At 67.9% G+C, this 26,632-nt stretch carries 27 protein-coding genes; 16 read left to right on the top strand and 11 right to left on the bottom strand.

All coding sequences use genetic code 11. From position 1 onward, the window contains the following. Nucleotides 1-38: 38 nt before the first annotated feature. From rsgA to Q4A20_RS02355, 5 genes are all read right to left on the bottom strand, one after another. Complete coding sequence (gene rsgA, locus Q4A20_RS02375; RefSeq protein ID WP_303119800.1) at nt 39-1,142, bottom strand: ribosome small subunit-dependent GTPase A; 1,104 nt, start codon at nt 1,140-1,142, stop codon at nt 39-41. Then, nucleotides 1,142-2,578 (bottom strand): 3-phosphoshikimate 1-carboxyvinyltransferase, encoded by a 1,437-nt coding sequence (gene aroA / locus Q4A20_RS02370; RefSeq protein ID WP_303119859.1) that lies wholly within the window; start codon nt 2,576-2,578, stop codon nt 1,142-1,144. The genes rsgA and aroA overlap by 1 nt, the downstream gene beginning before the upstream one ends. A 5-nt stretch (nt 2,579-2,583) precedes the next feature. Further along, nucleotides 2,584-4,830: an NADP-dependent isocitrate dehydrogenase gene (locus tag Q4A20_RS02365; RefSeq protein ID WP_303119797.1), complete on the bottom strand. Its 2,247-nt coding sequence runs from the start codon at nt 4,828-4,830 to the stop codon at nt 2,584-2,586. Nucleotides 4,831-5,060: 230 nt separating this feature from the next. Further along, entirely contained in the window at nt 5,061-5,570 is a 510-nt protein-coding gene (locus Q4A20_RS02360) for a DoxX family membrane protein (protein WP_303119795.1), read from the bottom strand. A gap of 109 nt (nt 5,571-5,679) precedes the next feature. Beyond that, a complete protein-coding gene (locus tag Q4A20_RS02355) occupies nt 5,680-5,820 on the bottom strand; it encodes a hypothetical protein (RefSeq protein WP_303119793.1) in 141 nt (46 codons plus the stop codon). Nucleotides 5,821-5,851: 31 nt separating this feature from the next. Here Q4A20_RS02355 and Q4A20_RS02350 point away from each other — a divergent pair, with 31 nt between their 5' ends. Both Q4A20_RS02350 and rsrA read left to right on the top strand, forming a co-directional pair. Next, the gene (locus Q4A20_RS02350; protein ID WP_303119791.1) at nt 5,852-6,487 is read left to right on the top strand and encodes a sigma-70 family RNA polymerase sigma factor; all 636 of its coding nucleotides are present in this window, start codon (nt 5,852-5,854) and stop codon (nt 6,485-6,487) included. Beyond that, nucleotides 6,487-6,810 carry a mycothiol system anti-sigma-R factor gene (rsrA, locus tag Q4A20_RS02345; RefSeq protein ID WP_303119790.1) on the top strand — a complete coding sequence of 108 codons (324 nt, stop codon included), beginning with the start codon at nt 6,487-6,489 and terminating at the stop codon, nt 6,808-6,810. Before Q4A20_RS02350 ends, rsrA begins: the two co-directional genes overlap by 1 nt. A gap of 318 nt (nt 6,811-7,128) precedes the next feature. Here the strand turns inward: rsrA and Q4A20_RS02340 are convergent, their stop codons facing one another. Then, the gene (locus Q4A20_RS02340) at nt 7,129-8,736 is read right to left on the bottom strand and encodes an ABC transporter permease (protein ID WP_303119789.1); all 1,608 of its coding nucleotides are present in this window, start codon (nt 8,734-8,736) and stop codon (nt 7,129-7,131) included. Further along, nucleotides 8,733-9,659: an ABC transporter ATP-binding protein gene (locus Q4A20_RS02335; protein ID WP_303119788.1), complete on the bottom strand. Its 927-nt coding sequence runs from the start codon at nt 9,657-9,659 to the stop codon at nt 8,733-8,735. Before Q4A20_RS02335 ends, Q4A20_RS02340 begins: the two co-directional genes overlap by 4 nt. A gap of 75 nt (nt 9,660-9,734) precedes the next feature. Here Q4A20_RS02335 and Q4A20_RS02330 point away from each other — a divergent pair, with 75 nt between their 5' ends. Next, entirely contained in the window at nt 9,735-10,358 is a 624-nt protein-coding gene (locus tag Q4A20_RS02330) for a TetR/AcrR family transcriptional regulator (RefSeq protein WP_303119787.1), read from the top strand. Here the strand turns inward: Q4A20_RS02330 and Q4A20_RS02325 are convergent, their stop codons facing one another. From Q4A20_RS02325 to Q4A20_RS02310, 4 genes are all read right to left on the bottom strand, one after another. Next, nucleotides 10,359-11,228: a carbohydrate ABC transporter permease gene (locus tag Q4A20_RS02325; protein WP_303119785.1), complete on the bottom strand. Its 870-nt coding sequence runs from the start codon at nt 11,226-11,228 to the stop codon at nt 10,359-10,361. It abuts the gene before it with no gap. A 1-nt stretch (nt 11,229) separates the two neighbouring features. Next, on the bottom strand, nt 11,230-12,111 hold the full coding sequence (locus Q4A20_RS02320; RefSeq protein WP_303119783.1) for a carbohydrate ABC transporter permease: 882 nt from the start codon (nt 12,109-12,111) through the stop codon (nt 11,230-11,232). After that, the gene (locus tag Q4A20_RS02315) at nt 12,108-13,442 is read right to left on the bottom strand and encodes an ABC transporter substrate-binding protein (protein ID WP_303119782.1); all 1,335 of its coding nucleotides are present in this window, start codon (nt 13,440-13,442) and stop codon (nt 12,108-12,110) included. Before Q4A20_RS02315 ends, Q4A20_RS02320 begins: the two co-directional genes overlap by 4 nt. Before the next feature lie 155 nt (nt 13,443-13,597). Next, nucleotides 13,598-14,188 carry a GDSL-type esterase/lipase family protein gene (locus tag Q4A20_RS02310; protein WP_303119781.1) on the bottom strand — a complete coding sequence of 197 codons (591 nt, stop codon included), beginning with the start codon at nt 14,186-14,188 and terminating at the stop codon, nt 13,598-13,600. 251 nt (nt 14,189-14,439) lie between these two features. On the opposite strand from Q4A20_RS02310, the gene Q4A20_RS02305 reads away from it, so the two are divergent. From Q4A20_RS02305 to Q4A20_RS02245, 13 genes are all read left to right on the top strand, one after another. Continuing rightward, on the top strand, nt 14,440-15,786 hold the full coding sequence (locus Q4A20_RS02305) for a hemolysin family protein (protein WP_303119779.1): 1,347 nt from the start codon (nt 14,440-14,442) through the stop codon (nt 15,784-15,786). 8 nt (nt 15,787-15,794) lie between these two features. Continuing rightward, a complete protein-coding gene (locus Q4A20_RS02300) occupies nt 15,795-16,946 on the top strand; it encodes a hemolysin family protein (RefSeq protein ID WP_303119777.1) in 1,152 nt (383 codons plus the stop codon). A gap of 331 nt (nt 16,947-17,277) precedes the next feature. Then, nucleotides 17,278-18,138 (top strand): M23 family metallopeptidase, encoded by an 861-nt coding sequence (locus Q4A20_RS02295; protein WP_303119775.1) that lies wholly within the window; start codon nt 17,278-17,280, stop codon nt 18,136-18,138. A 49-nt stretch (nt 18,139-18,187) separates the two neighbouring features. After that, nucleotides 18,188-18,937 (top strand): glycerophosphodiester phosphodiesterase, encoded by a 750-nt coding sequence (locus Q4A20_RS02290; RefSeq protein ID WP_303119766.1) that lies wholly within the window; start codon nt 18,188-18,190, stop codon nt 18,935-18,937. A gap of 83 nt (nt 18,938-19,020) precedes the next feature. Then, a complete protein-coding gene (locus tag Q4A20_RS02285) occupies nt 19,021-20,739 on the top strand; it encodes a carboxylesterase/lipase family protein (protein ID WP_303119764.1) in 1,719 nt (572 codons plus the stop codon). A gap of 780 nt (nt 20,740-21,519) precedes the next feature. Continuing rightward, nucleotides 21,520-21,753: a hypothetical protein gene (locus Q4A20_RS02280; protein ID WP_303119761.1), complete on the top strand. Its 234-nt coding sequence runs from the start codon at nt 21,520-21,522 to the stop codon at nt 21,751-21,753. A gap of 7 nt (nt 21,754-21,760) precedes the next feature. Beyond that, nucleotides 21,761-21,985: a hypothetical protein gene (locus Q4A20_RS02275; RefSeq protein WP_303119759.1), complete on the top strand. Its 225-nt coding sequence runs from the start codon at nt 21,761-21,763 to the stop codon at nt 21,983-21,985. A gap of 5 nt (nt 21,986-21,990) precedes the next feature. Beyond that, entirely contained in the window at nt 21,991-22,197 is a 207-nt protein-coding gene (locus tag Q4A20_RS02270) for a hypothetical protein (RefSeq protein WP_303119756.1), read from the top strand. Nucleotides 22,198-22,215: 18 nt separating this feature from the next. After that, nucleotides 22,216-23,295, top strand: coding sequence for a DNA cytosine methyltransferase (locus Q4A20_RS02265; RefSeq protein ID WP_303119753.1), 1,080 nt, complete (start codon nt 22,216-22,218; stop codon nt 23,293-23,295). Between the two features lie 72 nt (nt 23,296-23,367). Then, a complete protein-coding gene (locus Q4A20_RS02260; protein WP_303119750.1) occupies nt 23,368-24,216 on the top strand; it encodes a tyrosine-type recombinase/integrase in 849 nt (282 codons plus the stop codon). A gap of 533 nt (nt 24,217-24,749) precedes the next feature. After that, nucleotides 24,750-25,541 (top strand): ParA family protein, encoded by a 792-nt coding sequence (locus Q4A20_RS02255; RefSeq protein ID WP_303119748.1) that lies wholly within the window; start codon nt 24,750-24,752, stop codon nt 25,539-25,541. Between the two features lie 176 nt (nt 25,542-25,717). Next, on the top strand, nt 25,718-26,110 hold the full coding sequence (locus tag Q4A20_RS02250) for a hypothetical protein (protein WP_303119745.1): 393 nt from the start codon (nt 25,718-25,720) through the stop codon (nt 26,108-26,110). Between the two features lie 29 nt (nt 26,111-26,139). Beyond that, entirely contained in the window at nt 26,140-26,538 is a 399-nt protein-coding gene (locus Q4A20_RS02245; RefSeq protein ID WP_303119743.1) for a hypothetical protein, read from the top strand. Nucleotides 26,539-26,632 lie beyond the last annotated feature (94 nt).

Below are 26,632 nucleotides of genomic sequence, written 5' to 3'. Positions count from 1 at the left end.
GGGTGGTGTGCTCAAGTGTTGACAGTGGTGGAATGCGCTCACCGGCGGTGCGCCGCCGACGTCGTGGGGTCCTCGGCCTCCAGCGCGGGGGTGAGCAGACGCCGGAAGGAGTCCAGCCGGGCCCTGCGTTGCTGCCGTTCGGCCGAATTCAGGGCTGTGTTGGTGGCCCACTCGTCTAGGGCGCACTCGATCACGTCCGCCTCGTGCGTGCAGCCGCGCGGGCAGTCCTCGGCGACCTCGGCCAGGTCCCGGAAGCCGCGCAGCACGTCCGCGCTGGACACGTGCGCCACCCCGAAGGACCGCACCCCGGGGGTGTCGATCACCCAGCCGCCGCCCGGCAGGTCAAGCGCCTGCAGGTTGGTGGAGGTGTGACGGCCGCGGCCCGTGACCATATTCACCTCGCCGGTGACCCGCTCTGCCCCGGGCACGAGCGCGTTGATGAGCGTGGACTTGCCGACCCCGGAGTGACCGACGAACACCGAGGTGCGGCCGCCGATCAGCTTGCGCACCGCCTCCACGCCGTCGCCGCCGGCACGAGAGGCCTCCGCCCGGCTGGATGGGTCCAGGCGCGTGGTCACCGAGCGCACCCCCAGCGGCTCGTAGAGAGTCAGCAGCGGGGCGGCGTCGGCCAGGTCCGACTTGGTCAGGATCAGCAGTGGCTCCATGCCGGCGTCGTAGGTGGCCACCAGGTAGCGGTCGATCATGCGTGGGCGCGGCTGCGGATCCGCCAGGGCGGTGACGATCACCAGCAGATCGGCGTTGGCCACCACCGGCCTCTCCGTGCCGGCCGCGTCGCCGTCCTCGGCGCTGCGGCGCAGCAGGGTGCGCCGTTCCTCCACCCGCACCATGCGGGCGAGGGTGTCCTTGCGGCCGGAGACGTCCCCGACGACGGCGACCCGGTCCCCGACCACGACCTTCCCCCGCCCCAACTCACGGGCCTTCATCGCCGTGATGTTGCCGGCGCCGTCGGCGGTCAGAGAGGGGTCCTCCAGGCGGATGCGGTAGTGACCGCGGTCGATGCGGGTGACCATGCCGGGCACGGCGTCGGCGTGGGCGGGGCGCTGCTTGGTGCGCGGACGCGAGCGCTTCCCGGGACGCACCCGCACGCGCGGGTCATCGGTGCCGATGTCGCGGCGGGCCATCAGCGCCCCTCCCGGTCGGCGAGCAGGCTCGCCCAGAGAGTGGGGAAGTCGGGCAGAGTCTTGGCGGTGCAGGCGATGTCGTCCACCTCGACGCCTCTCACCCCCAGGCCGACGACGGCGGCGAAGGTCGCCATCCGGTGATCGGCGTAGGCCCGCAGCCGGGCCGGATGCAGACGCGCCCCGGCGGGCAGGGCGGCGATCTCCAGCCCGTCGGCGGTCTGGCGGGCCGTCCCGCCGATGCGGTTGATCTCGGCCACCAGGGCGGCCAGACGGTCGGTCTCGTGCCCGCGCAGATGGCCGATGCCGCGCAACCGGGAGGCGTGCCCCTGTGCGGAGGCGAGGGCGGCCAGCGCCGCCACGGTGGGGGTCAGTTCCCCGACGGCGGACAGGTCTGCGTCGATTCCGTGCAGTTCGCCGGTGCCGACGGCGGTAAGCGTGAGCGAACCGTCCGCCTCGCGGGCCTGCTCGACGGCGCCGCCCAGGTGGGGCAGCAGCCACCGCCAGGCGTCGCCCGCCTGGGTGGTGTTAGCCGGCCAGTGGTGTACGCCGACGCGCCCGCCCGCCACCAGGGCCGCCGCTAGGAACGGGCCCGCATTGGACAGGTCCGGCTCAATGAACAGTGTGCCGGCCCGTGGCGCGCCCGGGTGGACCGTCCAGGTGCGCGCGCCCACGGAGGCACCGGCATCCGGTTCGTCCACGGTGATGCCGCGCCCACGCAGGAACTCTACGGTCATGGTCACATGCGGCAGGGAGGGCACCGGCCCAGTGGGGGTGATGGCCAGGCCTCCGGGCAGTAGGAACCCGGCCAGTAGCAGTGCGGACAGGAACTGGGAGGAGCCGGCGGCATCTACGCTCACCCGGTGCGGGGCCTCGGGGCGGGCCGGGTCGGTGGGGTGTAGCGGGCCTCCGCCGCCGGGGCCGACGCGCACGGGCAGGAAGCCGGATTCACCCAGATAGGCGACCTGCGCGCCAAGACCCTCCAGGGCGTCCAGCAGTGGCGCCAGGGGACGACGGCGGGCGGCGGAGTCGCCGTCGAAGACCACGGGCGTGTCGGCCAGGGTGGCCAGCGGCGGAATGAAGCGCATCACCGTTCCGGCCAGACCGCAGTCGATGCGGGTCACTCCGTCGGTGTCGGCGCGGGTCGGGAACGGGCGCGGTGCGGGCGTGACCCGCAGGGCGGTGTCGGTGCCGCTACCGGCATCATCGGGTAGCTCCTCGAAGCGGGCCCCGAGTGCTGTTAGGGCGGCGCGCATGAGATCGGTGTCGCGTGAGCTCAGGGCGCCGCGCAGCGTCGTCGGGGCCTGCGCCACCGCCGCCGTCACCAGGGCGCGGGCCGTAAGCGACTTCGACCCCGGCAGGTCGATGACGGCATCGAGCGGGCCGGAGGCCACCGGTGCCGACCAGGGCGAGGGCGCGGCCGGGGATGCTCCAGTCACCGCGGTCACAGCGCGTCGACGATGGCGTTCAAAGCCTTGCTCGGCCGCATTACGGCATCGGCCAGGGCCGGATCGGGCAGATAGTAGCCGCCCAGCTGGACCGGGCGACCCTGCACCGCCACCAGCTCCGCCTGCACCTGCTCGTTGACCGCACCCAGTTGCTCGGCCACGGGCGCGAAGCGGGCCGCAAGCTCGGCGTTGGCCGTCTGCTCCGCCAGCTCACGCGCCCAATACAGCGCCAGCCAGGCGTGAGAGCCGCGGTTGTCGATACCGCCCAGACGACGGGCGGGAGAGCGCTCCTCCTCCAGCAGCGTAGTGGTTGCCGCATCCAGGGCATCGGCCAGCACCGTGGCGCGCGCGTTCCCGCTCACCTGCGCCACGTGCCGCAGCGCCTCCGCCAGCGCCAGGAACTCGCCCAGGGAGTCCCAGCGCAGGTAGTCCTCCTGGAGCAGTTGGCGCACGTGCTTGGGGGCGGAACCCCCGGCGCCCGTCTCATACAGGCCGCCGCCGTTCATGAGCGGCACCACCGACAGCATCTTGGCGCTCGTACCCACCTCCAGGATGGGGAACAGATCCGTGTTGTAGTCCCGCAGCACGTTACCGGTAACCGAGATCGTGTCCTCGCCGCGGCGCGCCCGCTCCAGGGACAGCTTGGTTGCGGCCACCGGGTCCAGGATGCGGATGTCCAGGGCGGCGGTGTCCTCATCGGCCAGGTAGCGCTCCACCAGGGAGGCGATAGTGCGGTCGTGGGCGCGCTCCGGGTCCAGCCAGAACACGGCCGGCGCTCCCGTGGCGCGCGAGCGCACCACAGCCAGGTGCACCCAGTCCCGCACGGCCGCATCTTGAGTCTGGCAGGCGCGCCAGATGTCATCGGCCTCGACGGCGTGAGACAGCAGTACCGTGCCGGCCGGGCTGCCCGCGCCCTCGGTGACGACCACCTCGACGGTGCCGTCGGTCGGGATCAGGAAGGTCTTGTCGTGACTGCCGTACTCTTCGGCCTTGCGGGCCATCAGACCCACATTCGGCACCGAGCCCATGACGGACGGGTCCAGGGCGCCATGCGCCTTGCAGTCGTCAATGACTGCCTGATAGACGCCCGCGTAGGAGGAGTCGGGGATGACGGCGAGGGTGTCGTCCGGGTTGCCGTCGGCGTCCCACAGCTTGCCGCCCGCCCGGATCATGGCGGGCATGGAGGCGTCGATGATGACGTCGGAGGGTACGTGCAGGTTGGTGATGCCGCGGGTGGAGTCCACCATGTTCAGGCGCGGGCCGAGCGCCAGCTCCTCATTGATGCACGCCCGGATGCGCTCGCCCTCGGGCAAGGCGTCCAGACCCGCCAGGATGGAGGCCAGGCCGTCCTCGGGGCGCAGGCCGGCAGCTTTCAGGACGCCGCCGTAAGCGTTGAAGGTCATGGGGAAGAAGGCGCGCACGGCATGCCCGAAGAGCAGCGGGTCCGACACCTTCATCATGGTGGCCTTCAGGTGCAGTGACGCCAGCACATCATCGTCCTTCGCCTCCGCGTTTGCCGTCACCAGGAAGTCATCCAGCGCCCGGGCCGACATGAAGGTCGCGTCCATCACCTCCCCGGCGGTCACCGGCAGTGCCTCGCGCAGGACCACCGGCTGCCCGCCGTCGGCGGGCACCAGCCGGATCTGCACCGTGCCTGTCTCCGGGATCACCACCGAGGCCTCGTTGTGGCGGAAGTCGTGGCCGTCCATGGTGGCCACCCGCGTCTTGGAGTCCGGGCTCCACGTTCCCATGGAGTGCGGGTGGGAGCGGGCGTAGGCCTTGACGGCTGCGGGGGCGCGGCGGTCGGAGTTGCCCTCGCGCAGCACCGGGTTGACGGCGCTGCCCTTGACGGCGTCGTAGGTGGCGCGCACCTCCCGCTCGGCGTCGGTGGTCGGCTCATCGGGGTAGTCGGGAAGGTCGTATCCCTTGTCGCGCAGCTCGGCGATCGCGGCCTTGAGCTGCGGCAATGAGGCGGAGACGTTGGGGAGTTTGATGATGGTGGCGGCCGGATCCTGGGTGAGGGCACCGAGGTGGGCCAGGTCGTCAGTGGCCAGGCCGAAGGCAGCCAGGATGCGGCCCGCCAGAGAGATGTCCGCCGTGCTCACCCGCACATCGGCGGCGCGAGTGAAGCCCTTGATGATCGGCAGCAGGGAACGGGTAGCCAGCGCAGGAGCCTCGTCGGTCAGCGTGTAGATGATGTCGGGCGTTGCGGCGGGGCCGCCTGGGGCGTTCTGATCGGTCACCGGTCGTGTTCCTTCGTGTTCCTTAAGGTCGGGGCGGGATGGTTCCTCGAGCGCTGTGGGCACCGGCGGTCGGGGAGACGACTCCCGGCGCTGAGCGTAGCGCGACACCTTGGTGGTTTGCTTCGGGCTCGGTACAAGCGACGTGCCGAATCCCGTCGAATTGCTTCGGGTGGCGGACCTGGTGAAGGCGGCCCGGTTGGGAGTCATGCACCTTGTTACCGCTGAGCGATTCAGACCGGCTGTGCCGGCTCGTACCGGGCCCGTACCTGGGCCTCAACCGCAGCCATGGCGGCCTTGACCTGGCGCCGGTTCTCCCGCCGCCACGCCAGTGAAGGGCGACCCTCACGGTCAACTGCGGACAGCGCCAGCCCCGCCCCGACGGCGGCCGAGCGCATCAGGCCGGACAGTGCCCGCCTGCGCGCATCAGCATCCTCAGCCGCCCACACCGGGTGGTTGACCAGCGTCAGAGGGATATTGAGCGCGGCCAGTACGGCGGCGCAGGTGCGCGGCGCTCGGCCCGTGGCCAGTCCGAGCCCGGCGAAGACGCTGACAGCTCCGCTGATGCGGGTGAGCAACTCAGCATCCGAGTGCAGCACCGGCGGCATCCCGGCCCGCTCCAGTACGGGTTGCACCTTCTCGAACTTCTCCGCGTGTCGCCCCGGTCGGGCGAGCGCGTCGAGGCCATCGACGACGAAGGGTGCGGCAAGCGTCGGACGGGCAACGGTACGCAGAAGGTTCATGGCCTAATCCTCGCTCACCAGGTGACTCGATGCCAGCCAGTAGCGGGTGTTTGCGGGAATTGCCGGGGCCGTCTGACGCGATCGGGAATGACTTCGACACCGGAACGGTTTAGACGGCGATGATCACTTCCTCCGTGCTTCCCACCGTGACGCGGGCGCCGGCCTCGTCCAGGCGCTCGCGCCGCCCCGCGTCGTCGCGCGCGACCGGGCGCGGCCAGCTAGGCTCGCGGGCGATGATGGACACAGACAATCTCAGCCCGACGGGTCCGTCCGGGGGGGCGGTGCATGCGTCCGCCGGTCAGGTGGATCCCGACGATCTCGATCGCGCTCCGGCAGACGAGTCCGCCGATGCCCGTGCGGCCCGCTTCGAGGCCGACGCACTGCCCTACCTGGATCAGCTCTATGGAGCCGCCCTGCGCATGACCCGCAACCCGGCTGACGCCGAAGACCTGGTTCAGGACACCTATGTCCGGGCCTTCAGTGCCTTTCACCAGTACCGGCCAGGAACGAATCTGAAGGCCTGGCTCTACCGCATCCTGACCAACACCTTCATCAACACCTACCGCAAGAAGCAGCGCGAACCGCAGCAGTCCGACGCCGATGCGGTTGAGGACTGGCAGTTGCACCGGGCCGCGTCACACGACTCGGTCGGGCTGCCGAGCGCCGAGAATCTCGCCCTGGATGAGTTGCCGGACGAGGAGATCAAGGCGGCTCTGGGGGAGCTCAGTGAGGATCGGCGTCTGGCCGTCTACTTGGCCGACGTTGAGGGATTCTCCTACAAGGAGATCGCCGAGATCATGGGCACCCCGATCGGCACCGTCATGTCTCGCCTGCATCGTGGGCGGCGGCAACTTCGCGAACTACTGGCTGACCATGCCCGACAGTTGGGCTACACGAGCGACGAGGAGCAGAACTGATGGGTAAGAACAACCGGAACGAACCCTGCTCGTGCACGGAGGCCCTTACCCACCTCGAGCGGTTCCTGGATCACGAGGTCGATCGGGATCTTGAGGCTCGCCTGGCGGAGCACGTTGCCTCCTGTGAGCACTGCTCGCGTGCGGCCGACGCCGAACGGCACCTGCGCGAACTGGTCCGCTCCCGCTGCGCCGAGCAGGCGCCCGCAGCGTTACGGGCCCGCGTGCTGGGGTATCTGTCGACCGCGTCCATCACTTCCACGACTACATCCGCCACGTCAACCACCCGGATCACGACGGCGGTCGTGCACGTCGAGCGCCGCTAGCTTCCCGCCGGCCGATGCGCCCTGTGGGCGCATTCACCGTGCACACGGGGCGCTCAGCTGGCAGCACCCGCCTCCGATATGCGAGGATGAAGGGTGTTCCGTGCCCCTCGGGGCGGAGGATAATCACCACGACATGAGGAGGCACCAATGAGCAAACGTGGTCGCAAGCGTCGTGCACGCGCCAAGAACAGCGCCAATCACGGCAAGCGTCCCAACTCCTGAGTCGGGACTGCAGCGCTGAGGCACAGTCCCAGGCATCGCATCGACGACCGGCCGGCCACCGCCAGGTGACCGGCCGACGTCATTAGCACCGGCATATCAACCCGCCCGCAAACTTCGCCGTCGGAAGATGAGTAGAGACACAGGCAGCAGTGTGGCCGCTGCTGCCCCCTGGTATGCGATCACTTGCGGATCGGGGTCATCGACGGGCAGTACTCCAACCAGGTGCGCCGGTGAAAGATCGCGTGCCCATTCCGGTAGATCCAGTGCCTCGGCGAGGAACCCGACCACCACCATCCACAGGACGATCGCCCAGCCCAGCACCGGCCAGCGTGGGCCCAGGGCCGCCAGCACGGCGGAAGCTGCCGCGATGAGAAGAACAGCGGGCAGGTAACACGCGCCGATCTTCAAAGCCGTGCCTAATGCTCCTCTTTCCCCGGACACCGCCCAGGTGCTCATTCCCAGCAGCAGAGCGGACGCAACGAGCACTGCCGCCGATGAGAGCAGCGTCGTCGCCCACCAGCCACTCCATAGCCGCGCCCGGCTGCAGCGAGTGGACAGCAGCATTCCCAGGCGGCCTGCTGACTCCTCCGCCGTCAAGCGTGAGGCTCCCAGCACCCCGACGGTTCCGGCGGCAGCGACCATGACGGTTGCAGCCATGGCGGCCATCAGGTCCGTGCCCCGTTCCAGCCCCATGGCTGCCAGCAGCGAGGGATTTGCCTGGATGATCCGAGTCATCTCTTCGCTGAACAGCCCTATGAATAGCGTCCACAGACAGGTGATGAGAAGCAGCGGCGTCGTACCCGTCCGCTCCAACGCCAGTGCCAACCGCCACGCCCGCTGCTGTGCCTGGCCACGTGCCGGCCCCGGGCGAGGGGCGAACACGCCGGCTCCCGCATCCCGATGCCAGGCCGCAATCGTGCAGGCGGCTAGCAGGATGAGAGAGCCGACGGCGTACGCCGCCAGAGGCCAGGCCCGCGGATCATCGAAGGCACGCGCCTCCGGCAGCCACCCGAGCGGGCTCGCCCAGACAGCATCCCACTGCAGGCCATCAACGATGAAACGGATCAAGAAGGCCATCAGCACAAGGCCGATTCCAAGCTGCCGGGCGGTTATGGCTTGCTGGCACAACTGGCCCAGCAGGAGACCGATGGCGGCGAAGAACAGCGTGCAGGCACTCGCTCCGGCGGCATACCAGGCGGAGCCTTCAGCAGGCAGCCCTGTCGCCGCCATTCCAATCGTCATGAGCAGCCCGGTGGCGAGGGCGACGAACGTCAGCAGAATGGTCGCAGCCGCCAACGGCGCCAGCCGTCCCACCCGCGAGGCGGTCAGTAGCTCGGTGCGCCCGGTCTCCTCCTCCCGGCGTGTAAGGCGGATGGCCGTCAGTAGGCCCATTAGTGGAAACAGCAACTGCCCCGTGAAACCGACCTCCACCCCGGTAATTCCGCCCAATGACGTCAACCCGTAGCCGCGCCCGTTGAAGGCGATGCTGGGGACCGACGCGCCGGCGGTGGCCGCATACTCCGCTCGCGCGGCCGCAGACGGATACAGGCCCTTGACGCCGATAGCGACCGCCACCACCAAGACCACACAGGTACCGGTGGCCAGGGCGATGGCCACCCAGGAGGTGCGCAGCCCCAGGGCCGTCACTCGTGCCAGACCGGTGAAAGGGCGAGCGCCGATTAGACGGCGATTGCTGCTACTCACCGTGACTCACCTCCATTCGCGGTGTAGTTGTCCAGAAACAACTGTTCGAGGCTTGGCGGACGGATCGTGAGTTGTGCCGGATGCGCCACGCTCAGTGCGGCCAGGACCGCGGGCAGGGCTTCGGCGGTGGCCAGAAGGGTGGTGCGCACCCCGCGGGGCACGTCTTCAGTTTGTAGCCGGTCGATGCCCTCAATTCGAGCCAATTCAGGCAGTGAGACTGCCGTGACCGCGTCGACGGCGGTGGCGCGGCCGGAACGCAGCTCGGCCAGTCGGCCGTTGAAGACGGCGCGCCCCGCACGCACCACGGTGACTGTCTCGCACAGGGCCTCGACCTCGGCGAGGATATGGCTGGATAGCAGAACGGTGGTACCCGCCGCGGACCGCTCGGCCACGACCTGCTGGAAGACGGACTCCATGACGGGGTCCAGCCCCGAGGTGGGCTCATCCAGAATGAGCAGTTCGACGTCGCAGGCCAGTGCCGCCACCAGCGCCACTTTCTGTCGGTTGCCCTTGGAGTAGGTGCGGAAGCGGCGAGTGGGGTCGAGGTCGAAGCGCTCGATGAGTTGGTCGCGCCGGCTGCGGTCCATGCCGCCGTGGAAGCCGCCGAGGAGGTCGATGCACTGCCCGCCGGTCAATCCGGGCCACAGCATGGTGTCTCCGGGGACGTAGGCGAGGCGGGCGTGAATATCGACGGCGCGTGCCCACGCGTCCATGCCTAGGACCGTGACGCGACCACGATCCAGCCGAAGTTGGCCGAGTGCGGCGCGAATGGTGGTGGACTTGCCTGCGCCATTGGGGCCGAGGAAGCCGTGCACCTCGCCGCGGAACACGGCGAGGTCGAGTCCGTCCAGCGCGGTGACCCTCCCGAAGTGTTTAACCAGTCCGGAGGCATCGATAACTAATTCTGACAGTGACTGGCTCATGACAGTGACTCTACTTGATAGGGTTTGGCTGTCAAGCTCGCGAAGCGAGTGTGAGGTGACAGGAGGTGTGACGCCATGTCCGATTCGTCCCCGGAGCCGGTGGTGGCGACGCCGCGTCCGGGCCTGCGCGCACGCAAGAAGGCCGCGACCATGCGTCACATCCAGGATGAGGCGCTCCGCCTGTTTGAGGCGCGGGGCTTCGACGCCGTGAGCATTGAGCAGGTGGCCGAGGCGGCGTTGGTCTCACCCAGCACCGTCTACCGGTACTTCGGTACCAAGGAAGGGCTCATCCTCCACGACGAGTATGACGACCGCATTCGTGACCAACTGGGGTATTACTTGATGCGGGGAACCAGCCTGGTCGACGCCGTAACCCGAGTTCTGGACGAAATCTGGGGCGACCACTTCGTGGACAATGCCGAGACCGTCATGCTGCGCGCCCGCCTGTGCTTCGAGGTTCCCTCGGTTCAGGGGGCGATGTCTCTCGTGATCAACCAGGAGGTTGACGCCATCGCCCGGGTGGTGGCCGCGTCCGGGCGCTGGGACTTCCGCACTTCCCGGGTGCTCGCCTCGGGCGTGATCTGGGCGATCATGGGCGTCTTGCGCAACTGGTACGACGACGGTTTCACTACCCACCTGCGTGAGGGCGTCGACGAGGTACTCGCCTGGCTTCCCGCCCTGGAAGAGGTGTACTCCTGATCACTCCTTGACGGCTCCCTCGGTGAGTCCGCCCTTCCAGAAGCGTTGGAGCACCAGCATGAGAATCGCCAGTGGGATGACGCTGAGCAGTGCCCCACCGATGGTCAGCTGGTAGAACTCCGGCAGCCTGCTGGTTTGAGACAGCCAGGTGTTCAGGCCCAGGGTTATGGGATAGAGGCGCTCATCGGCGAGCATGATCAGGGGCAGGAAGTAGTTGTTCCAGATCGCCACGAACTGGAACAGGAAGACGGTCACCAGAGCGGGCACCATCTGTCGCAGCGCAATCCGGTGGAAGATCGTGAGCTCGCCCGCGCCGTCGATCCGTCCGGCCTCGAGCAGCGAGGTGGACACCGCGGCGTCGGCGTAGATCCGGCACAGGAACAGTCCGAAGGGGGAGACGATGGCGGGAATGAGGACGGCCAGATAGGTATTGGTGATTCCGATCCGGCTGAACACGAGGAACAGCGGCAGGGCGGTGGCCGTGCCGGGTACCAACACCCCGCCCATGACCAGCCCGAACATGAGGTTCTTCCCACGGAACTCGTACTTGGACAGGGCATAACCCGCGGCGGCGGCGAAGTAGGTGGCCAGCAGCGCGCCCGCCCCAGAGTAGAGCAGGGAGTTGACGAACCAGCGTGGGAAGATCCCGCTGTTGGAGGTCAGGATGTTCCGAATGTTGTCCACGAGGGCGAAGGTCCCGCCGAACCAGAACCCATTGGTGGAGAACAGGTCATCGGTGGTCTTGGTGGCATTGATGACCACCCACAGGACCGGGATGATGAAGTAGAGCGACACCAGCACCAGGACGCTGGTCACGAAGAATGTTGTGGAACGGCGCGTGCCCGCCTCGCGGCTGCTGTGACCGGCCATGTCAGTCTCCTCCCCTTCCGGTGGTGGCCCGCAGGAATATGAAGGACAGGACGAAGGCGGCCGCCGCGATGATCACGGCCTCGGCGGCGGCGACGCCATAATCGTTGTACTGGAAGGCCCAGGTGTAGGCGGAGTAGTTGGGCGTGTACTCGGTGTTGATCGCCGGGGCGATCGTTGCCAGGATCTGAGGCTCGGCGAACAGCTGCAGGGTGCCGATGATGGAGAAGACGATGGTCAGCAGCAGCGCCGGGCGGATAAGCGGGATTTGAATGGCGGTCGCGATGCGTACCGGCCCCGCCCCATCCACTTTCGCGGCCTCGTACACCTCGGCGGGGATGGCCTTGAGCTGGGCGATGATGATGAGCATGTTGTAGCCGGTGTACGCCCAGGTCACGATGTTGGCGATCGACCACAACACGTTTCCCTCGGCGAGGAAGTCGTACTGAATACCCACCACCGCCAAGGCGTCCACGATCGGCGACAGCCCGGGGATGTACAGGAATGACCACAGGATCGTGGCGATCACCCCGGGCACGCCGTAGGGCATGAAGTACAGGGCGCGGAACAGTCCCGGCCAACGTGCCGCGGCGGACTCGAGCAGTAGTGCCAGCACGGTGGCGGCCCCGATCATGACGGTTACCTGGACGACGCCGAACAACAGCACCCGCCCGATTGACTGCGTGAAGTTGGCGTTGGCCAGCGCGGTGGCGTAGTTGTCCCAGCCCGCGAAGGTCTCGGAGGCGCCGCCCTCGCCGTAAAGTCCCGTGTAGCGAGTGCGGGTGAAGGACTGTGCCACGGCCACGACGATCGGCACAATGAATGTCAGTAGGAACACGAGCATGAATGGCGCGACCAGCAGGTAGGGCGCCGCGTTCTTCTTCACTGTTCCGCCTCCCGGGCCCGCAGCCCACGACGCTGGAAGGCCTGGACGATCTCGGCCTGAGAGTTGGACAGGGAGTCCACCAGCGAGGTGCCGTCGGTGAGTTTCCGCCGCATTCCGTCGGCGACGATGTTGATCGACTGCTGGCACAGCGGCGGCCAGAGCCAGTCCAGGTTCTGCTCTCGGGCCATGGGTGCGATCACCTCGGTGTTGTAGCTCTGACCGGAGAAGAACTCGCTGGGGCCCTCACGGACCTTGCCGATGTAATCCGCCGCGGGCGACCAGCCGGTGCCACAGTTGGTGATCAGGGAGTCCAGGGCGTCGGGGTCGGAATGCATCCAGACGATGAAGTCCGTGGCCTCCTGTGGGTGCTGGGAGTTGGCCATGACCGCCGCCGTCGACCCTCCGGAGTAGCTCGACCCGTATCCGCTCTCCCAGCGGGGCATGGGGGCGACCTTGAACTTCCCCGATCCGCCGGGTACCGCCTCGATCAGTGCATCCGCCCAGGAGCCGTTGGTGTGCGTGGCCAGAGCGCCGGCGCCCATCGCGGACATCCAGGGGGAGGAGAAGGAGCCGAATGCCGTGTTTACCAGTCCGTCATCGATCGCCGTATCCCAGAAGCCGGCCACCTTCAGGCAGGCCTCATCGGTGAGGTTGATGACCCACTCCTCGCCCTCGGGGACGAACCAATTCCCGCCCGCCTGCTGGCACAGTGTGGCGAACATATTGCCGTCGGCCACGTTGAACACATCCATGTAGGTGCCGGGCCGATACTCCTGAATGAGTCGGGCCGTCTCGGCCCATTCCTGCCAGGTGGTGGGTGGCGGGGCACCCACTTCGTCGAAAACGTCCGTGCGGTAGAACAGGGCCACCGGCCCCGTGTCCTGAGGGATGCCGTAGACGCCGTCGGCCAGATCCACGTAGCTCCAGGCCGCAGGGTCGAAGCGATCCTGATGGTCCCGCGCGCCGTAGCGCGAGATGTCCACCAGATCGCCGGCGAGGACGAACTCGGGGACCATGCGCATCTCCACCTGGCCGATGTCGGGTCCGCCACCGGCAGCGAGCGCGGAGTAGAGCTTCTGATAGCCGCCGGAGGTGGAGGAGGGGATCCACGTCACCTCCACCTTCACGTTCGGGTTGACTCGGCTGTACAGGTCGGCGACCGTCTGCAGATCCTTCAGCCACGACCAATAGGTGAGTGTCAACGGGCCCGAGGCGGGAGCAATGGTGCCAGCGGTATCGGTGCGGTTACTGGCGGTTGAGCAGCCGCCGACGGCCATTGCCGCAGCGGCGCCGAGACCGAGGAGGGCACGTCGTGGAATGGGCGTTTGCACTAATCGTTCCTCACTCATCATCGAGTTCAACCGTGAGCATCTCCAGCGACTATCAGGAGAAGCCGCGAAGAAATGTGACGATTCTAACGTGCAATGTTTCGGATGGGAACCCTCACCCGGACGTCTGGTGGATTGAGGTCGACTCGGAGGCCCACTCACCGGGGGGCAGACACTCCCAGCCACTCATACCAACCGCGGTGCAGCACCAACCAGGCCAACAGCCCGTAGCCGGCCTGCCCCGGGTGCTTGCCGCCCTCCGAGGCGACATCGGTCAGCCACTGGTCGTGATTGCGCAACGGCTCAAAAGTCTCCACGAACGGGATTCCCCGCCGCTGGCAGACTTCACTGACCGCACGCGACAGAGCGGCCGTGCCGTCGGGGTCGGCGCTCGGCAGCGGCGGCGGACCGACCACGAAACAGGCACGGTGCTCGCCGACGGCCGAATCCAACACGTTGGCTACTGCCAGCCGGGAACGTGCGGGGGAGATGCCGGCGAGCACATCCGCCACGCCCAGGCCGATGACCAGGCGGTTCACACCCGTGTGCGTGGTGCGGCGGGCGACCTCTGCCTGCCAGCGCTCGGCGAGTCGCGCCGTCGTCTCGCCCGGGACGGCGAGCGTGCTCCACATGATGTCCAGTTCGCGGGGCGTGCGAGCCATCACCCGGCCGGTCCAGCCCAGGGCGCGGGCATCCCCGTATCCGGCCACCAACTCGTCCCCGACGAAGCACAGACTCACATCGTCCATGGACACCTGGTTCCCTCCCTGACTCGCAGACGGCTTCCGAAGCCCATCCTGCCATCGCCCGGCCCGTGTGCATGGCACCGCGCGGCCCATTTTCCGTGAACAGGCGCAACACCACCCGGCTACGAGTGATAGCGTGCCTGCACTATGCGACGACACGCTCGCCGGGCGCGCAGACGCACCGCACGCACCAGTTCAGAATCCGACCGCCCCCACCCCGACTCCCGCCGCCTGACACCCGCCGGAGGGTGCGTGTGAGGGAGTGGCTCATGGTCGCCGTCGGCGTGCTGCTGACGGCCGGAACCGCACTGTTCGTCGCCGGGGAGTTCTCCCTGGTGGCCCTGGACCCCTCCACCGTCGAGACCCGTGCCTCCGCCGGCGACCGCGGCGCCGCCCGGGTCGGTCGGGCCCTGACCCGGTTGTCCACGCTCTTATCCGGCGCCCAGGTGGGCATCACCCTGACCACCGTCCTGCTCGGCTACACCATGCAGGCCGCGCTGGCCACCCTCCTGAGCGGGCTGCTGTCCAACTGGCTGGCACAGACCGTCGCCACCGGCGTCGCGGCCGCCACCGCGCTCATAATCGTCAACGCCTTCTCCATGGTTGTGGGCGAACTCATCCCCAAGAACGCGACCCTGTCCGACCCCATGCTGGCCGCCCGCGCCGTCACCCCCTTCCTCACGGGGTTCAGCGCGCTCCTGCGGCCGGTGATATCCGTGCTCAACGGCACCGCCAACGCCATCCTGCACCGAATGGGGATCGAGCCTGCCGAGGAGATCAGCGGCACCCGCTCCGCCTCCGAACTGGCGGCCCTGGTGCGCCACAGCGCCGACGAGGGCGTCCTGGACGTCTCCACCGCCGCGCTGCTGACCCGTTCGATCGGCGTGGGGCGACTCACAGCCGTCGACGTCATGACCGACCGCGGCCGGCTGCATACGCTGACCGGCCAGGACACGGCCGCCGACGTCGTCGTACTGGCCCGGGCCACAGGCCATTCCCGCTTCCCCGTCCTCGGCGACGACGCCGACGACGTCCTCGGTATCGTGCACCTGCGCCGAGTAATCGCCGTCCCGTATGAGAAGCGCTCCGAGGTCCCGGTCACCTCCTCGTCCCTGATGACCCCCGCCCACCGGGTGCCGGAGACCATGCCGCTGGACTCCCTCCTGGTGGAGCTGCGGGACACCGGCAGTCAGATGGCGCTGGTGGTAGACGAGTATGGAGGCACCGCCGGGGTAGTCACTCTGGAGGACGCCATTGAGGAGATCGTCGGTGACGTGGCCGACGAGCACGACCGGCGCCGCTCCGGCGCTCATGCCGACGCCGCCGGGGACTGGCTGGTACCCGGTTGGTTGCGCCCCGACGAACTCGCGGACCGGGCCGGTGTGCGGGTGCCCGACGACGGCCCCTACGAGACGCTCGCCGGTCTGGTGATGACGGAACTCGGCCGCATCCCGGAGGTGGGCGCGGCCGTGGAGACCCCGCTGGCCCGGATCACCGTTGCGGCCATGGAGGGGCGTCGCATCACCCGCCTGCGCATTCGGCCGCTTCCCGGCCCGGACGGCGGGTCGGAAGTGTCCGCCGACCCATTCACCGAGGGGTAGATGCAACGATGAGTACCTCCCTGGCGCTCATGCTGACTGTGGTGCTGTTGGCGGGAAACGCCTTCTTCGTGGCGGCGGAGTTCGCCGTCACCTCCTCGCGTCGTGCCCGGCTCGAACCGCTGGCTGAGGCCGGCGACCGGCGGGCGGTCACGGCGCTGTGGGCGCTCCAACACGTATCCCACATGCTCGCCACCGCCCAACTCGGGGTGACCGTGTGCTCCACCGGACTGGGAGTGGTGGCTGAGCCGGCCATCGCCCACCTGCTCACGCCACTGCTGCATCGGCTCGGGGTCGGTACCGCGGGGGCGCATGCGATCGCGGTGCTGCTGGCCCTGGTGCTCGTGGTGTACGCGCACGTGGTCCTGGGAGAGATGCTGCCGAAGAATCTGTCCATAGCCGCGCCCGAGCGTGCCGCCCGCTGGATCGTCCCTACACTCGTGCGCATCTCACGACTGTTCGGCCCCATGATCACCGCCCTGAACGGCTTCGCCAACGGCGTGCTGCACCTGTGCGGCGTACAGACGCGGGAGGAGGTCTCGGCGGCCTTCAACGCCGCCGAGGTCGCCTCGATCGTCGAGCGCTCCACCGCGGAGGGCGTGCTCGAGGATGAGACCGGGCTGCTGTCGGGCGCCCTGGAATTCTCTGAGGAGACGGCCGGCAGTGTCATGGTGCCGGTGGGTTCGCTGACCACCCTTCCCGCCGGATGCACGCCTGAGGACGTCGAGCACGCGGTGGCGGGGACCGGCTACTCGCGCTTCCCGGTCGTCCGCAACGCCATGGAGGCAGCGGCCTTAGGTGTTGTCGACGCAGCGGGCGGCCGCAGACAGGAAGTCGACTCCGCCGCCGACCAGGACGCCGGCCTGATCGGCTACCTGCACCTGAAGGACGTGCTGTATGCGGAGTCGGAGGCGAGAAGCGACCCGGTGCCGCCGTGGCGGGTGCGCGCCCTGGTCCCAGTGCGCGCCGACGACGAAGTGGAGGACGTGCTGGCCGCCATGCAGCGCTCCGGTGCGCACCTGGGCCGAGTCCAGGACGAGGCGGGAAAGACGCTCGGCGTGGTCTTCCTGGAGGACATCCTGGAGGAACTCGTCGGTGAGGTGCACGATGCGATGCAGCGTGACGACCACCAGCGGCGAGACCACGGGCAGGGGGGAGCCTAAAAGGGGTGTGACGGTGGTCCTGGCATAGGCCATCACGGTTGGTTAAAGTGCTGCGGTCGGTCGCGACGGCGGCCGTGAACACTACCTCTGGAGGCACTGCGTGGCCCAACAGCCCATGACACGGCGCCAACGCCGTGACGCGGAGCGAGCCGCTGAACGCGAACGGTCGGCCGTCACGGCAGAGCGAGACTCGGGGGCGGCGGCCCCGGCGGAGCACGAAGCGGAAAAGGCCCCGCAGGCCGCTGACCTCCCCCCATCATTCCGTCCTTCGTCGTACGCGTCCGCGCGCGCAGCGGCACGTGCCGCCGCTGTTCCCAGGCCTTCTGCGCCCGTGGCGAACGGCGAATCCGGGCGGACCTCCTCCCGCCCCGCATCGCGGCGCCACCGCCGGATAGGTGCGGTCGGACGCGCCGGTGTGCTCGTGGTCCTCACCCTCGTGACCGTCATCGCCCCTCTGAGTTCGAATCTCCTGACCGGCCCGCAGGCGGCTGCGGCGTTCAACGTCGGCAGCGAGGAACCGGCCGCCACTCAGACCACCGACTCCTCCTCCTCCTCGGTCGCGGCCGCCGTGCTCGGCTCCGATGCCGACGTCGACACCGATTCCGATCCCGAACTGTCCAACATTCCCGACGCTGCCACCCTGGCCCGCATTCGCGAGGCCTACGAGAATGCCACCGCCACCTGTGCCGTTCAGTCCGCCGGGGCCTCGGGTGACACAGCCGCCTTCAATACTGCGCCCGAGGTGTTCTATCCCATGATCGCGGGCACTTACACCGTTTCCTCAGCGTACGGCTATCGTCTTCATCCCACTTTGGGCTATATGAGGCTGCACGCCGGTCAGGACTATGCCGGGGCCGCCGGTACGCCCATCTACGCCGCTGCCGCGGGCACCGTCGTTGAAGCCGGCATGTCGGACTCCACCGGCACCGTCACCATCGAGCACAAGCTCGACGGCGAGGTCTGGTACACCAGGTACCTGCACATGTACGAGGACGGCATCTACGTGTCTAAGGGCGACCAAGTGGAGGCCGGTCAGCTCATCGCGGGTGTGGGATCGACGGGCTACTCCACCGGCCCTCATCTGCACTTCGAGGTGCGTACCGCCAACAACAGCGAGGACTCCTCCTCGGTGGAGCCGCAGGCGTGGCTGGAAGAGCACCGCGCCGCCGAACTGACCACCGACTGCTCCTGAACGGCTGCATCAGCCGCAGGCGTCCGAGACGAACGACAGGAATCCGACTATGGGCCCTACCCGCCATTGCGCCGTCGTCGCCCACCGGGGCGGAGGCGGCGAGGTCCCCGAGAACACGTGGACCGCCGTCGAACACGTGGTCGAGCTCGGCCTGACCTGGATGGAGACCGATCTGCGAGCCACCGCCGACGGCGTCGTCGTCCTGTCACACGACGCGGACCTGGCCCGTACCGCCGGCGACGCGCGCCATATCCGCGGGCTGACCTGGGAGGAACTGGCCACAGTCGATGCCGGCGACGGCCGCCCATTCGTACGCCTGGATGAGGCTCTCGCCGCCCACCCACAAATCCGTTTCAATATCGACCTGAAGGACTCTGCGGTGGTTCAGCCCGCGCTGCAGACGGTGCGTGAAGCCGACGCACTGGAGCGGGTGCGTTTCGCCTCCTTCTCGGCGCGCCGCCTGGCGGTGCTGCGGCGTCAGGAACCGCGGGCCGTCACCTCCCTCGGCGTCGGAGACGTGGCCGGGCTCATGCTCCTCAGTGAGGCGGCCGTACCGCTGCCGCACAGCCGCTGGGCCTGGACCAACGGGAGGGTAGACGCCGTCCAGGTGCCGATCAGCTTCCACGGAGTGCCGGTTATTACTCGTCGTTTCATCGCCCAGGCGCACACCGCCGGGCTGGAGGTGCACGTGTGGACCGTTGATGATCCCGAGCAGATGCGCAGGCTCGCCTCTCGGGGCGTTGACGCGGTCATCACCGACCGCCCCACCCTGGCACTGGACGTGCTCGGCCGACACTGAACCAGGGAGTCGGGGTGCGGCCGGCGGAAGTGAACGAGCACTGAAACCGTGACAGGAGGACTGCGTCGGGTGACAATCCGGGTATGGCAGCCGCACAGTCCCCCGCCCAGCATGTCGCCTACACGCCTATCGCCGTACCCATCGAGCGGGCCGGCCCCCTGGTACATACCGCCGCCGGACAGGTGCGCGGGGTATGGCGCAAGATCGTCTCCGCCCCGGAGCGAGTAGGCACACCCCCGCGCTACGAGAACTCGGCCGCTTTCTACGGCATTGCCTATGCCCAGGCGCCGGTGGGGGAGCGGCGTTTCAAAGCGCCCGTGCGGCGCGAGCCGTGGAGTGGGGAACGACCGGCCCTAGTTCCGGCCGCTACCCCGCAGCGCGGCTCGATCTTCCCCGATCCGGCCATCCCCGAGCCGAGCGTGCCCGGGGACGACTTCTTGACCCTCAACGTCTTTACTCCGGCCCCCGGGGACGAGGAGGCGCGGTTGCCGGTGTTGGTGTGGATTCACGGCGGTAGCTGGACCTCAGGCTCGCACAATTCGCCCTGGTACGACGGCGCCGCCTTCAACCGGGACGGCGTGGTCACCGTGTCTGTTGCCTACCGGCTCGGATTCGACGGCTACGGCTACGTCCCGGACTCCGACGCCCCCTACAACCGAGCGGTCCTGGATCAGGTCATGGCCCTGGAGTGGGTACGTGACAACATTGGCCGCTTCGGAGGCGATCCCGCCAAGGTGACGATCGGCGGGCAGAGTGCTGGGGGTGGGAACTGCCTGGTACTACTGTCTGTTCCCCGCGCTCGCGGGCTGTTCCGCGGCGTGATCTCCGAGTCCGGCGCCGTCCCCGACCTGCCCGCGGCGCGCAACGCCGACAATGCCGCTCGCATGGCCGCCGCCCTCGGTGTGGAGCCGACACTCGCCGGGTTCAGCGCACGCAACTATGACGAGATCTTCACTGGGCAGAACGCTCTGAACACAACCGACGACGACGGCGCCAACGTGGCCGGGCCGGATCCGGTTGCGGCTGTGGCTGGGGTGCTGACGGGCATCGGCCGGCCCGATACGGGTATCCCGTTCAGCCCGACCGTTGACGGTGAGATCATCACCGCCCCGATCCGGCAGTCCCTGCGCCGGGGAGACGGGGCACAGGTCCCGATCTTGGCCGGCTCGACTACTCATGATTTCGCCTTGGCCGGCATGGTCTACGCCGAGGCGATGGCGGGGCGGGACCCGCGTGAGGTTCTAATATCCGGCGGGCTGAGCGAGGTGATGGCCGACCGCCTGCTCACGGCTCATCCCGAACACGCCGACACCCCGCATATGGTTATCGGCAACCTCATCTCGGATGGCGTCTTCCACATTCCGCTCGCGGGGTGGTTCCTGGAACGAGCAGAATACGCTCAGGAGGCCGGTGGCCGGGCCGCGGACGGCGAGCAGTCGGCGAGCCTGGACGGTGCGGGAGTTTCTGCAGCGGAGGCAACCGGCAGCTATGCCTACGAGTTCAGCTACTGCTGCGGGCCGACTGGGCTGGCGACCCACTGCATGGAGATTCCCTTCGCCTTCGACTGCCTGAGCGAGCCCTACTGCGAGCACACGCTCGGCGCGGCGCCGCCGCAGGCGCTCGCGGATGCGATGCACTCGGCCTGGGTGAGTTTCATTGAGACCGGTGATCCCGGTTGGGAGGCTTGGACGAGGCGGAGCATCGGGCGCCGCTTCGGTGACAACCGCACCGGGGAGCTGGCCGTGTCCGAAGACCGGGTCATCTTCGACACGGACCGCGATCTCGCCGCCGGGGTGCGTTGAGCGCAGTGCGGTAGCGTGCGGGCAACGGTGAAGCCCCGCCCCGACGTGTGACCACCCGACCTGTTTTGTGCCCATTTGGCTTGCCAGCCTGGCAAGCCGACGGGCACAATAGAGGGGAGCCACCCGGATGGTACCCGGATGACTCCCCAAGGCAGGCGGTTCAGTTGAGCCACCTGCTGAGGGCATCCACAAGGACACCAATGGCCCGGATCAGATGAGCGGTTGACTCAATCACTTCGCTCAGCTTCCGGGCCATTCCCTTGCCCTTTCGGACTTTGACATGTCGGCCTTTCGGCTTGGGCATGGCCCCCACCTCCTTCCTGGCTCCTACCTTCTCGGCCAAGGACATTGAATGTTCCGAGAGGAGGTGCCGAAAAAGGCATGTTCAGCGTAACAGCGGCCACCGACGCGCGACCGTGCCCCGGTTGGCGACGGTGCCTTGAGCTGCCGGGGACTCGGGGGCATTGTGTACAGCAACCCTCAGGATCGACGGAGCCCCCGCCGACTCGGGGTCGGGCGGGGGCTCGGGGCCGGTGCCCCGGACAGGATTCGAACCTGCGACCTTCTGCTCCGAAGACCATCCTGAGGTCGAAGACACGGACGAACCCTGCGAGGTAATCCAACTCGCCGATCTCCGGGAGGTAGCGTCATGACAAAAACGACCACCCTGAGCCTCGCACAGCAGCTACTGCTGATAGAGGCCGTCAACGAGATGGCCTTCCACGTGTGCGACCGCATCGCTGTCATCGGTCATACCTGCAACCGGTAAGGAACACCACAGTGGCACTCATTATTGTCCCAGCCTACTGCGCCATCATCGTGTTTGGGTTCATCGGAAGCGCCACCTTCTCCGATCGTGTCAGACGCGTATGCGAAGCACTCTTCGTCGTGGCCTTGATAGTCATCCTGGCAGCGACCCTTTGGCAGTTCTGGCAGGTCTGCAAGACGGCGATCACGACCGTCACGACCGTCGACAGTATCACCCCGACCGCCACTGCCACACCCAAGGAGTGAACCAACAATGATCATCTTCGTCGCCGTCGTGCTCGTACTCGCAACCATGATCGCGCTCACCGCCGGCGCCAACTGGCTGGCCCACCACGCCACGGAACGGACCGCATACGCAATTCTTATAGGGGTCCTCGTGCTCGTTCTGCTGGTCATCATCCTCGAACCGGGCAACCGCATCGTCCCAGACAACACGCCCGCCACTCCGACCGCTACGACCACGCAAGAGATTGGATAAGAATCATGCCGTTGCGAGCTAACCACTTGACATTCGAACAACAGTGCCTACTGACCTACGCCATGGAGCAAGTTGTCACCGAACTACGCAGCTCACTGTCTGGCGGTGATCTCAGTGCGCCTGAGCGCGACCGCCTACTCCAGGAACTCGCCGGCGCCGAGGCGCTAGACCACCTGACTAGCCGCACGATCACGCTCATCACTGAGGGCTAAGACACCGTGGGTTCGACTATGATCCGCGTCCTCGACCTCTTCGCGGGGGCCGGGGGACTGACCGCGGGCCTCCACGAGGCGTCGGACCGCTTCCGGAGCGTCGCCGCGGTGGAGATGGACCCCTACGCCGCCGCCTCCTACCACGCGACCTTCCCCGAGACGGACGTCTACGCCGGCCCGATCCAGGACTGGCTCGCCGAGGACGCGGTGCCGAGCGGGATCGACGTCGTCGTCGGCGGCCCGCCGTGCCAGGGGTTCAGCACCCTCGGCAAGCAGGACGCGGAGGACGAGCGCAATAGGCTCTGGGAGCAGTACGCGCAGGTCATCAAGAGGGCCGAGCCCAAGTTCTTCGTGGTGGAGAACGTTCCCGCCTTCGGCAAGTCCCCCCAGTACCGGGACTTCCTGGGCGCCACCAGTCCCGGCGGGTTCCTGGAGGACTACTCATTCGACTTCCGCGTGCTGAACGCGGCCGACTACGGCGCCCCGCAGACGCGCAAGCGCGCCGTCCTCATCGGGCACCGCAGGGACATGACCGCGCCCGGCTTCCCGGAACCCACGCACAGCCCCAACGGGAACGATGATCTGAAGCCCTATGAGACGGTGCGGGACGCGCTGCGGGGCGTGCCCGCGAGACCGGACATGGACGCGCGCTTCGACGAGGTCCGCACGCAGGTGGGGTCGCGGGAGGTTCCCGGGGCCTTCTCCCCGCGCGAGCTGCACGTGTCGCGGCACTACACGCCCAAGTCTCTGGAACGCTTCGAGAACATCCCCGAGGGCGGTAACCGGGCCGACCTCCCGGACGACCTGAAGGCGCCCTGCTGGCTGCGGCACACCACCGGCTCCATGGACGTCATGGGACGCCTGCACTGGGACAGACCCTCGGTCACCATCCGCACCGAGTTCTTCAAGCCTGAGAAGGGCCGCTACCTGCACCCCGTGGAGCACCGCGCCATCACCCACTACGAGGCCGCCCTCCTGCAGGGCTTCCCCGACACGCACCGCTTCATCGGCTCCCGCACCGCGATCGCCCGCCAGATCGGCAATGCCGTCCCCATCCCCCTGGGCGCCGCCATCGCCCGCCAAATTCTAAAAGCCTGATTCGAAGAGCAGGCCGACAATGCTCAGGCAGTTTGCCTGCCTCACGGCCACCGAGCGAGCCACGCTGAAGCGATGACTCACCTCCGAATCGTTACCCCAACCGAAGCGCCCGCACTCCTCATCGACGCCTGGGCCGACAGCATGCGAGGACAAGGACTGTCCCCACGCACCATCACCGAGCGCGTCCGCGTCATCACCCAGCTCGCCCGTGACACCGGCATCGACCCCGCAGCACTAACCAGCCGCACACTCAGCGCCTGGCTCGCTCAGCTGCCCTCACCAGCCACCCGCGACGCCTACTACTCAATCACCCGAGCCTGGACCCGCTGGCTCGTCCTCACCGGCGCCCGGGACGACGACCCGACCATGCGCGTCCCACGTCCCCGCGTACCCGCAACCCGTCCCAGACCCATCACCGACGCCCAGCTCGACGCCGTCCTCGCCCTCCCACTGCGCCCAACCACACGCACCAAGATTCTCCTCGGCGCATACGCCGGCCTCAGAATCCACGAGATCGCCTGCATCCGCGGCACCGACATCGACACCGTAGCCGGCACACTCCACGTAGCAGGCAAGGGCGGCCGCGACGACATCCTGCCCGCCCACCCGGTGATCCTCGACCAGGCCTCCGACTACCCACCCGGATACTGGTTCCCCTCCCAGACCGAAGACCAGCCGGTGAAGGCCAAGACCGTCGGCACCGTCATCTCCCGAGCATTCGCCCGCGCCGGAGTCAACGCCAGTGCCCACCAGCTACGCCACTACTTCGCCACCTCACTCCTGCGCGCCGGCGCCGACAGCCGCGTAGTCCAGACCCTCATGCGCCACGAGTCACTCGCCACTACCGGCCGCTACCTCGGCGTCGACGACGACCAGCAACGCGCCGCCCTCAACCTCCTGCACCCCCGACCGACCGTGTGACAACCCGACCCATCGTGTGCCTATTTGGCTCGCCGGACAGGCTTGCCAGCCCGGCCAGCCGCGGGCACAATAGAGGGGAGCCACCCGGCGGCAACCGGATGACTCCCCGATGCGGAAGGCTCATCTAGAACCAACCGCGGAGGGCGTCCAGAAGAACGCTAATGGCCCGGATTAGATGAGCGATCGCAGTGATCCGCTCGCTCGTCTGCCGGGCCTCTTCTTCGTCCTTCCAGCCTTTTGCATGTCCGCCTTTCGGCTTCGACATGGCCCTCACCCCCTTCCTGACTCCTTCCTTCCCCGACAGAACGCCATGAGGTGATCGGGGAGGAGGTGCCGGAGGAAGCAGATCCAGCGTAGCAGCGGATACCGACACGCAACGGCGGCAAGCCTTGTAGGCCTGCCTACCGGTCTACGGTGTAGGTGCCGTCCCGTCCTCGATCTGTTGGTTGTGTTTGTTGTGCTGGTTATCGTTATTGCCTGTAATCTGTTGGTTGTGTGTGTTACACTGGATGTGTTCGACAGGAGGCGTACACATGACCATTTACGTCATCGCGACACCCAAAGGTGGGGTCGGCAAGACCACCACCGCGGCCGAGATCGTCGCAGCACTAGCGCGCGCCGGCCGCAAGGTCCTCGCGCTCGACCTCGACCAGCAGGGCAACCTCACCGGCAGGCTCGGCGTCACCCCGGCCACCGAGGTGGCTGGCACCATGGCCGACATCCTCGCCGGCGACATCGAGCTGACCGAGGCCGCCGTGCCGGCCCCCGCGGTCGACGGTGTCGACGTCGCAGTCGGCGGCCACGCCTTGGCTGACGTCGAGGCGGCACCGCCCGGGGACCTCATCACCTTCCTGCGCGACGAGTTGCGCACCGACGCTGTCGCCGGGCGGTGGGATGACGTCGTCATCGACACGCCCCCATCCGTCGCGGCCCTGTCCCTCGCCGGCCTGGCAGCCGCCGACACCATCATCGCGACCGTCACTCCCACGGTGGAGGCCTTCGACCAGCTCAAGCGCCTCCAGGCCCTCATCGACGCACGCCTAGGCCGTCGCATCAACCGCGGCGCCCGGATCGACTGGATCGTGCCCGTCATGTTCGGTGCCGGCGCGGTCGCCGGTCGGGGTCGGCTCCTGGACCGCGAGGTCCTCCAGCAGCTAAAGGCCACCTACGGCGACCGCGTCACCGCGTCCGTTCGGGAGGCCGTCGTGGTCCGTGACGCCTACATGGACGGCCGGCCCGTCAGCGTCTACGACCCGACCGCACCTGTCACCGCCGACTATCACCACGCGCTCCAGGCGATCCTCGGGACGGAGGTTGCGGCATGAGTCCCCGACCCCGCCGGCGGAGCCTCGCCGAGCGTGAAGCCGAAGCCATCCAAGGCGCAACCAACACAACCCCAACAACCAGCAGAACCGCCACACGGCGCAAGCACACGCCGCCGCGCCGGAAGGCTGCCGCGCAAGCCTCAACCAACACAACTAATACAACCGACACTACTGCGGTGTCCGCCCGGTCGGTGACCATCTGGGTGGACGCAGCAACGTGGGGGAGGGCGCAGACCGTCTACCTGCGCTCCACGACCGCAACAGGTCAGCAGCTCGCGTGGAAGGAGTGGATCGCCCAGACGGTCAGCGCCTACCTCGACCAGGTCGACGGTACCGGCCACCAGCAACGAGATACGGCGTCGGTGTCCGGTCAGCGCAGCGTGTGGCTGCCCGGCACTGTCATTGAGCAGCTCGACCATGCCGTGGCCGCCCGGGCGATGGCCGGCCAGGCAACCACGCGCTCCAGCCTCATCGTCGAAGCCCTCGCCCACACAGTAGACGCCGCAGGCGGCGCTGACGTGCCCATCTTCACCGGTCGGCTACCGCGCGGCCCCCGCCCCCGAACCTGAACCCGACCTTCCGAAGGAGTGTCCCTGCAATGCTGTTCCTCACCACCGCTATCCGGACCGTCATGGCGCTGTTCGTCGGTGGCCTCGTCGTACTGTCCTACACCTCCGAGGCCACCGCTCGGGTGGGACAGGAGGGCTCCGGCGTCGGCCGCGCCGCCCTGTGCGCCATGGTCGTCGTGTTCACCCTGTGGGCAACCAGCCTCTACCGGCGTGCCGGCTTACGCCGGCCCTGGTGCTTCATCATCGCCTTCCTGCTCTCAATGCTCACCTCCGGAAGTGCCATCGTCACCGACGAGGACCCGATGGCCGGGATCGGCGCTGGTTTCACGCTTCTGTTCGCCTCTTACGTGATTCTGGCGATCGAAACCGCGTGGCTGCTCCGACGGGCGCGCCGGCGCTCACGTCCCCGTCCCGTCAGCCGCGCGTAGCCGCAATGACAAGAGGGCCGGGCCACCCGTGGTGGGGGCGGGCACCATGTTGTTTTTCTCCGGGGGTTGGCGGTTGACGGCGTCTGCCGGGGGC

Source organism: Actinomyces sp. (genome assembly GCF_030530635.1).
Lineage (GTDB): Bacteria > Actinomycetota > Actinomycetes > Actinomycetales > Actinomycetaceae > Actinomyces.
Note: the sequence above shows the minus strand (reverse complement) of the source record. Positions and strands in the feature narration are given on the sequence as shown.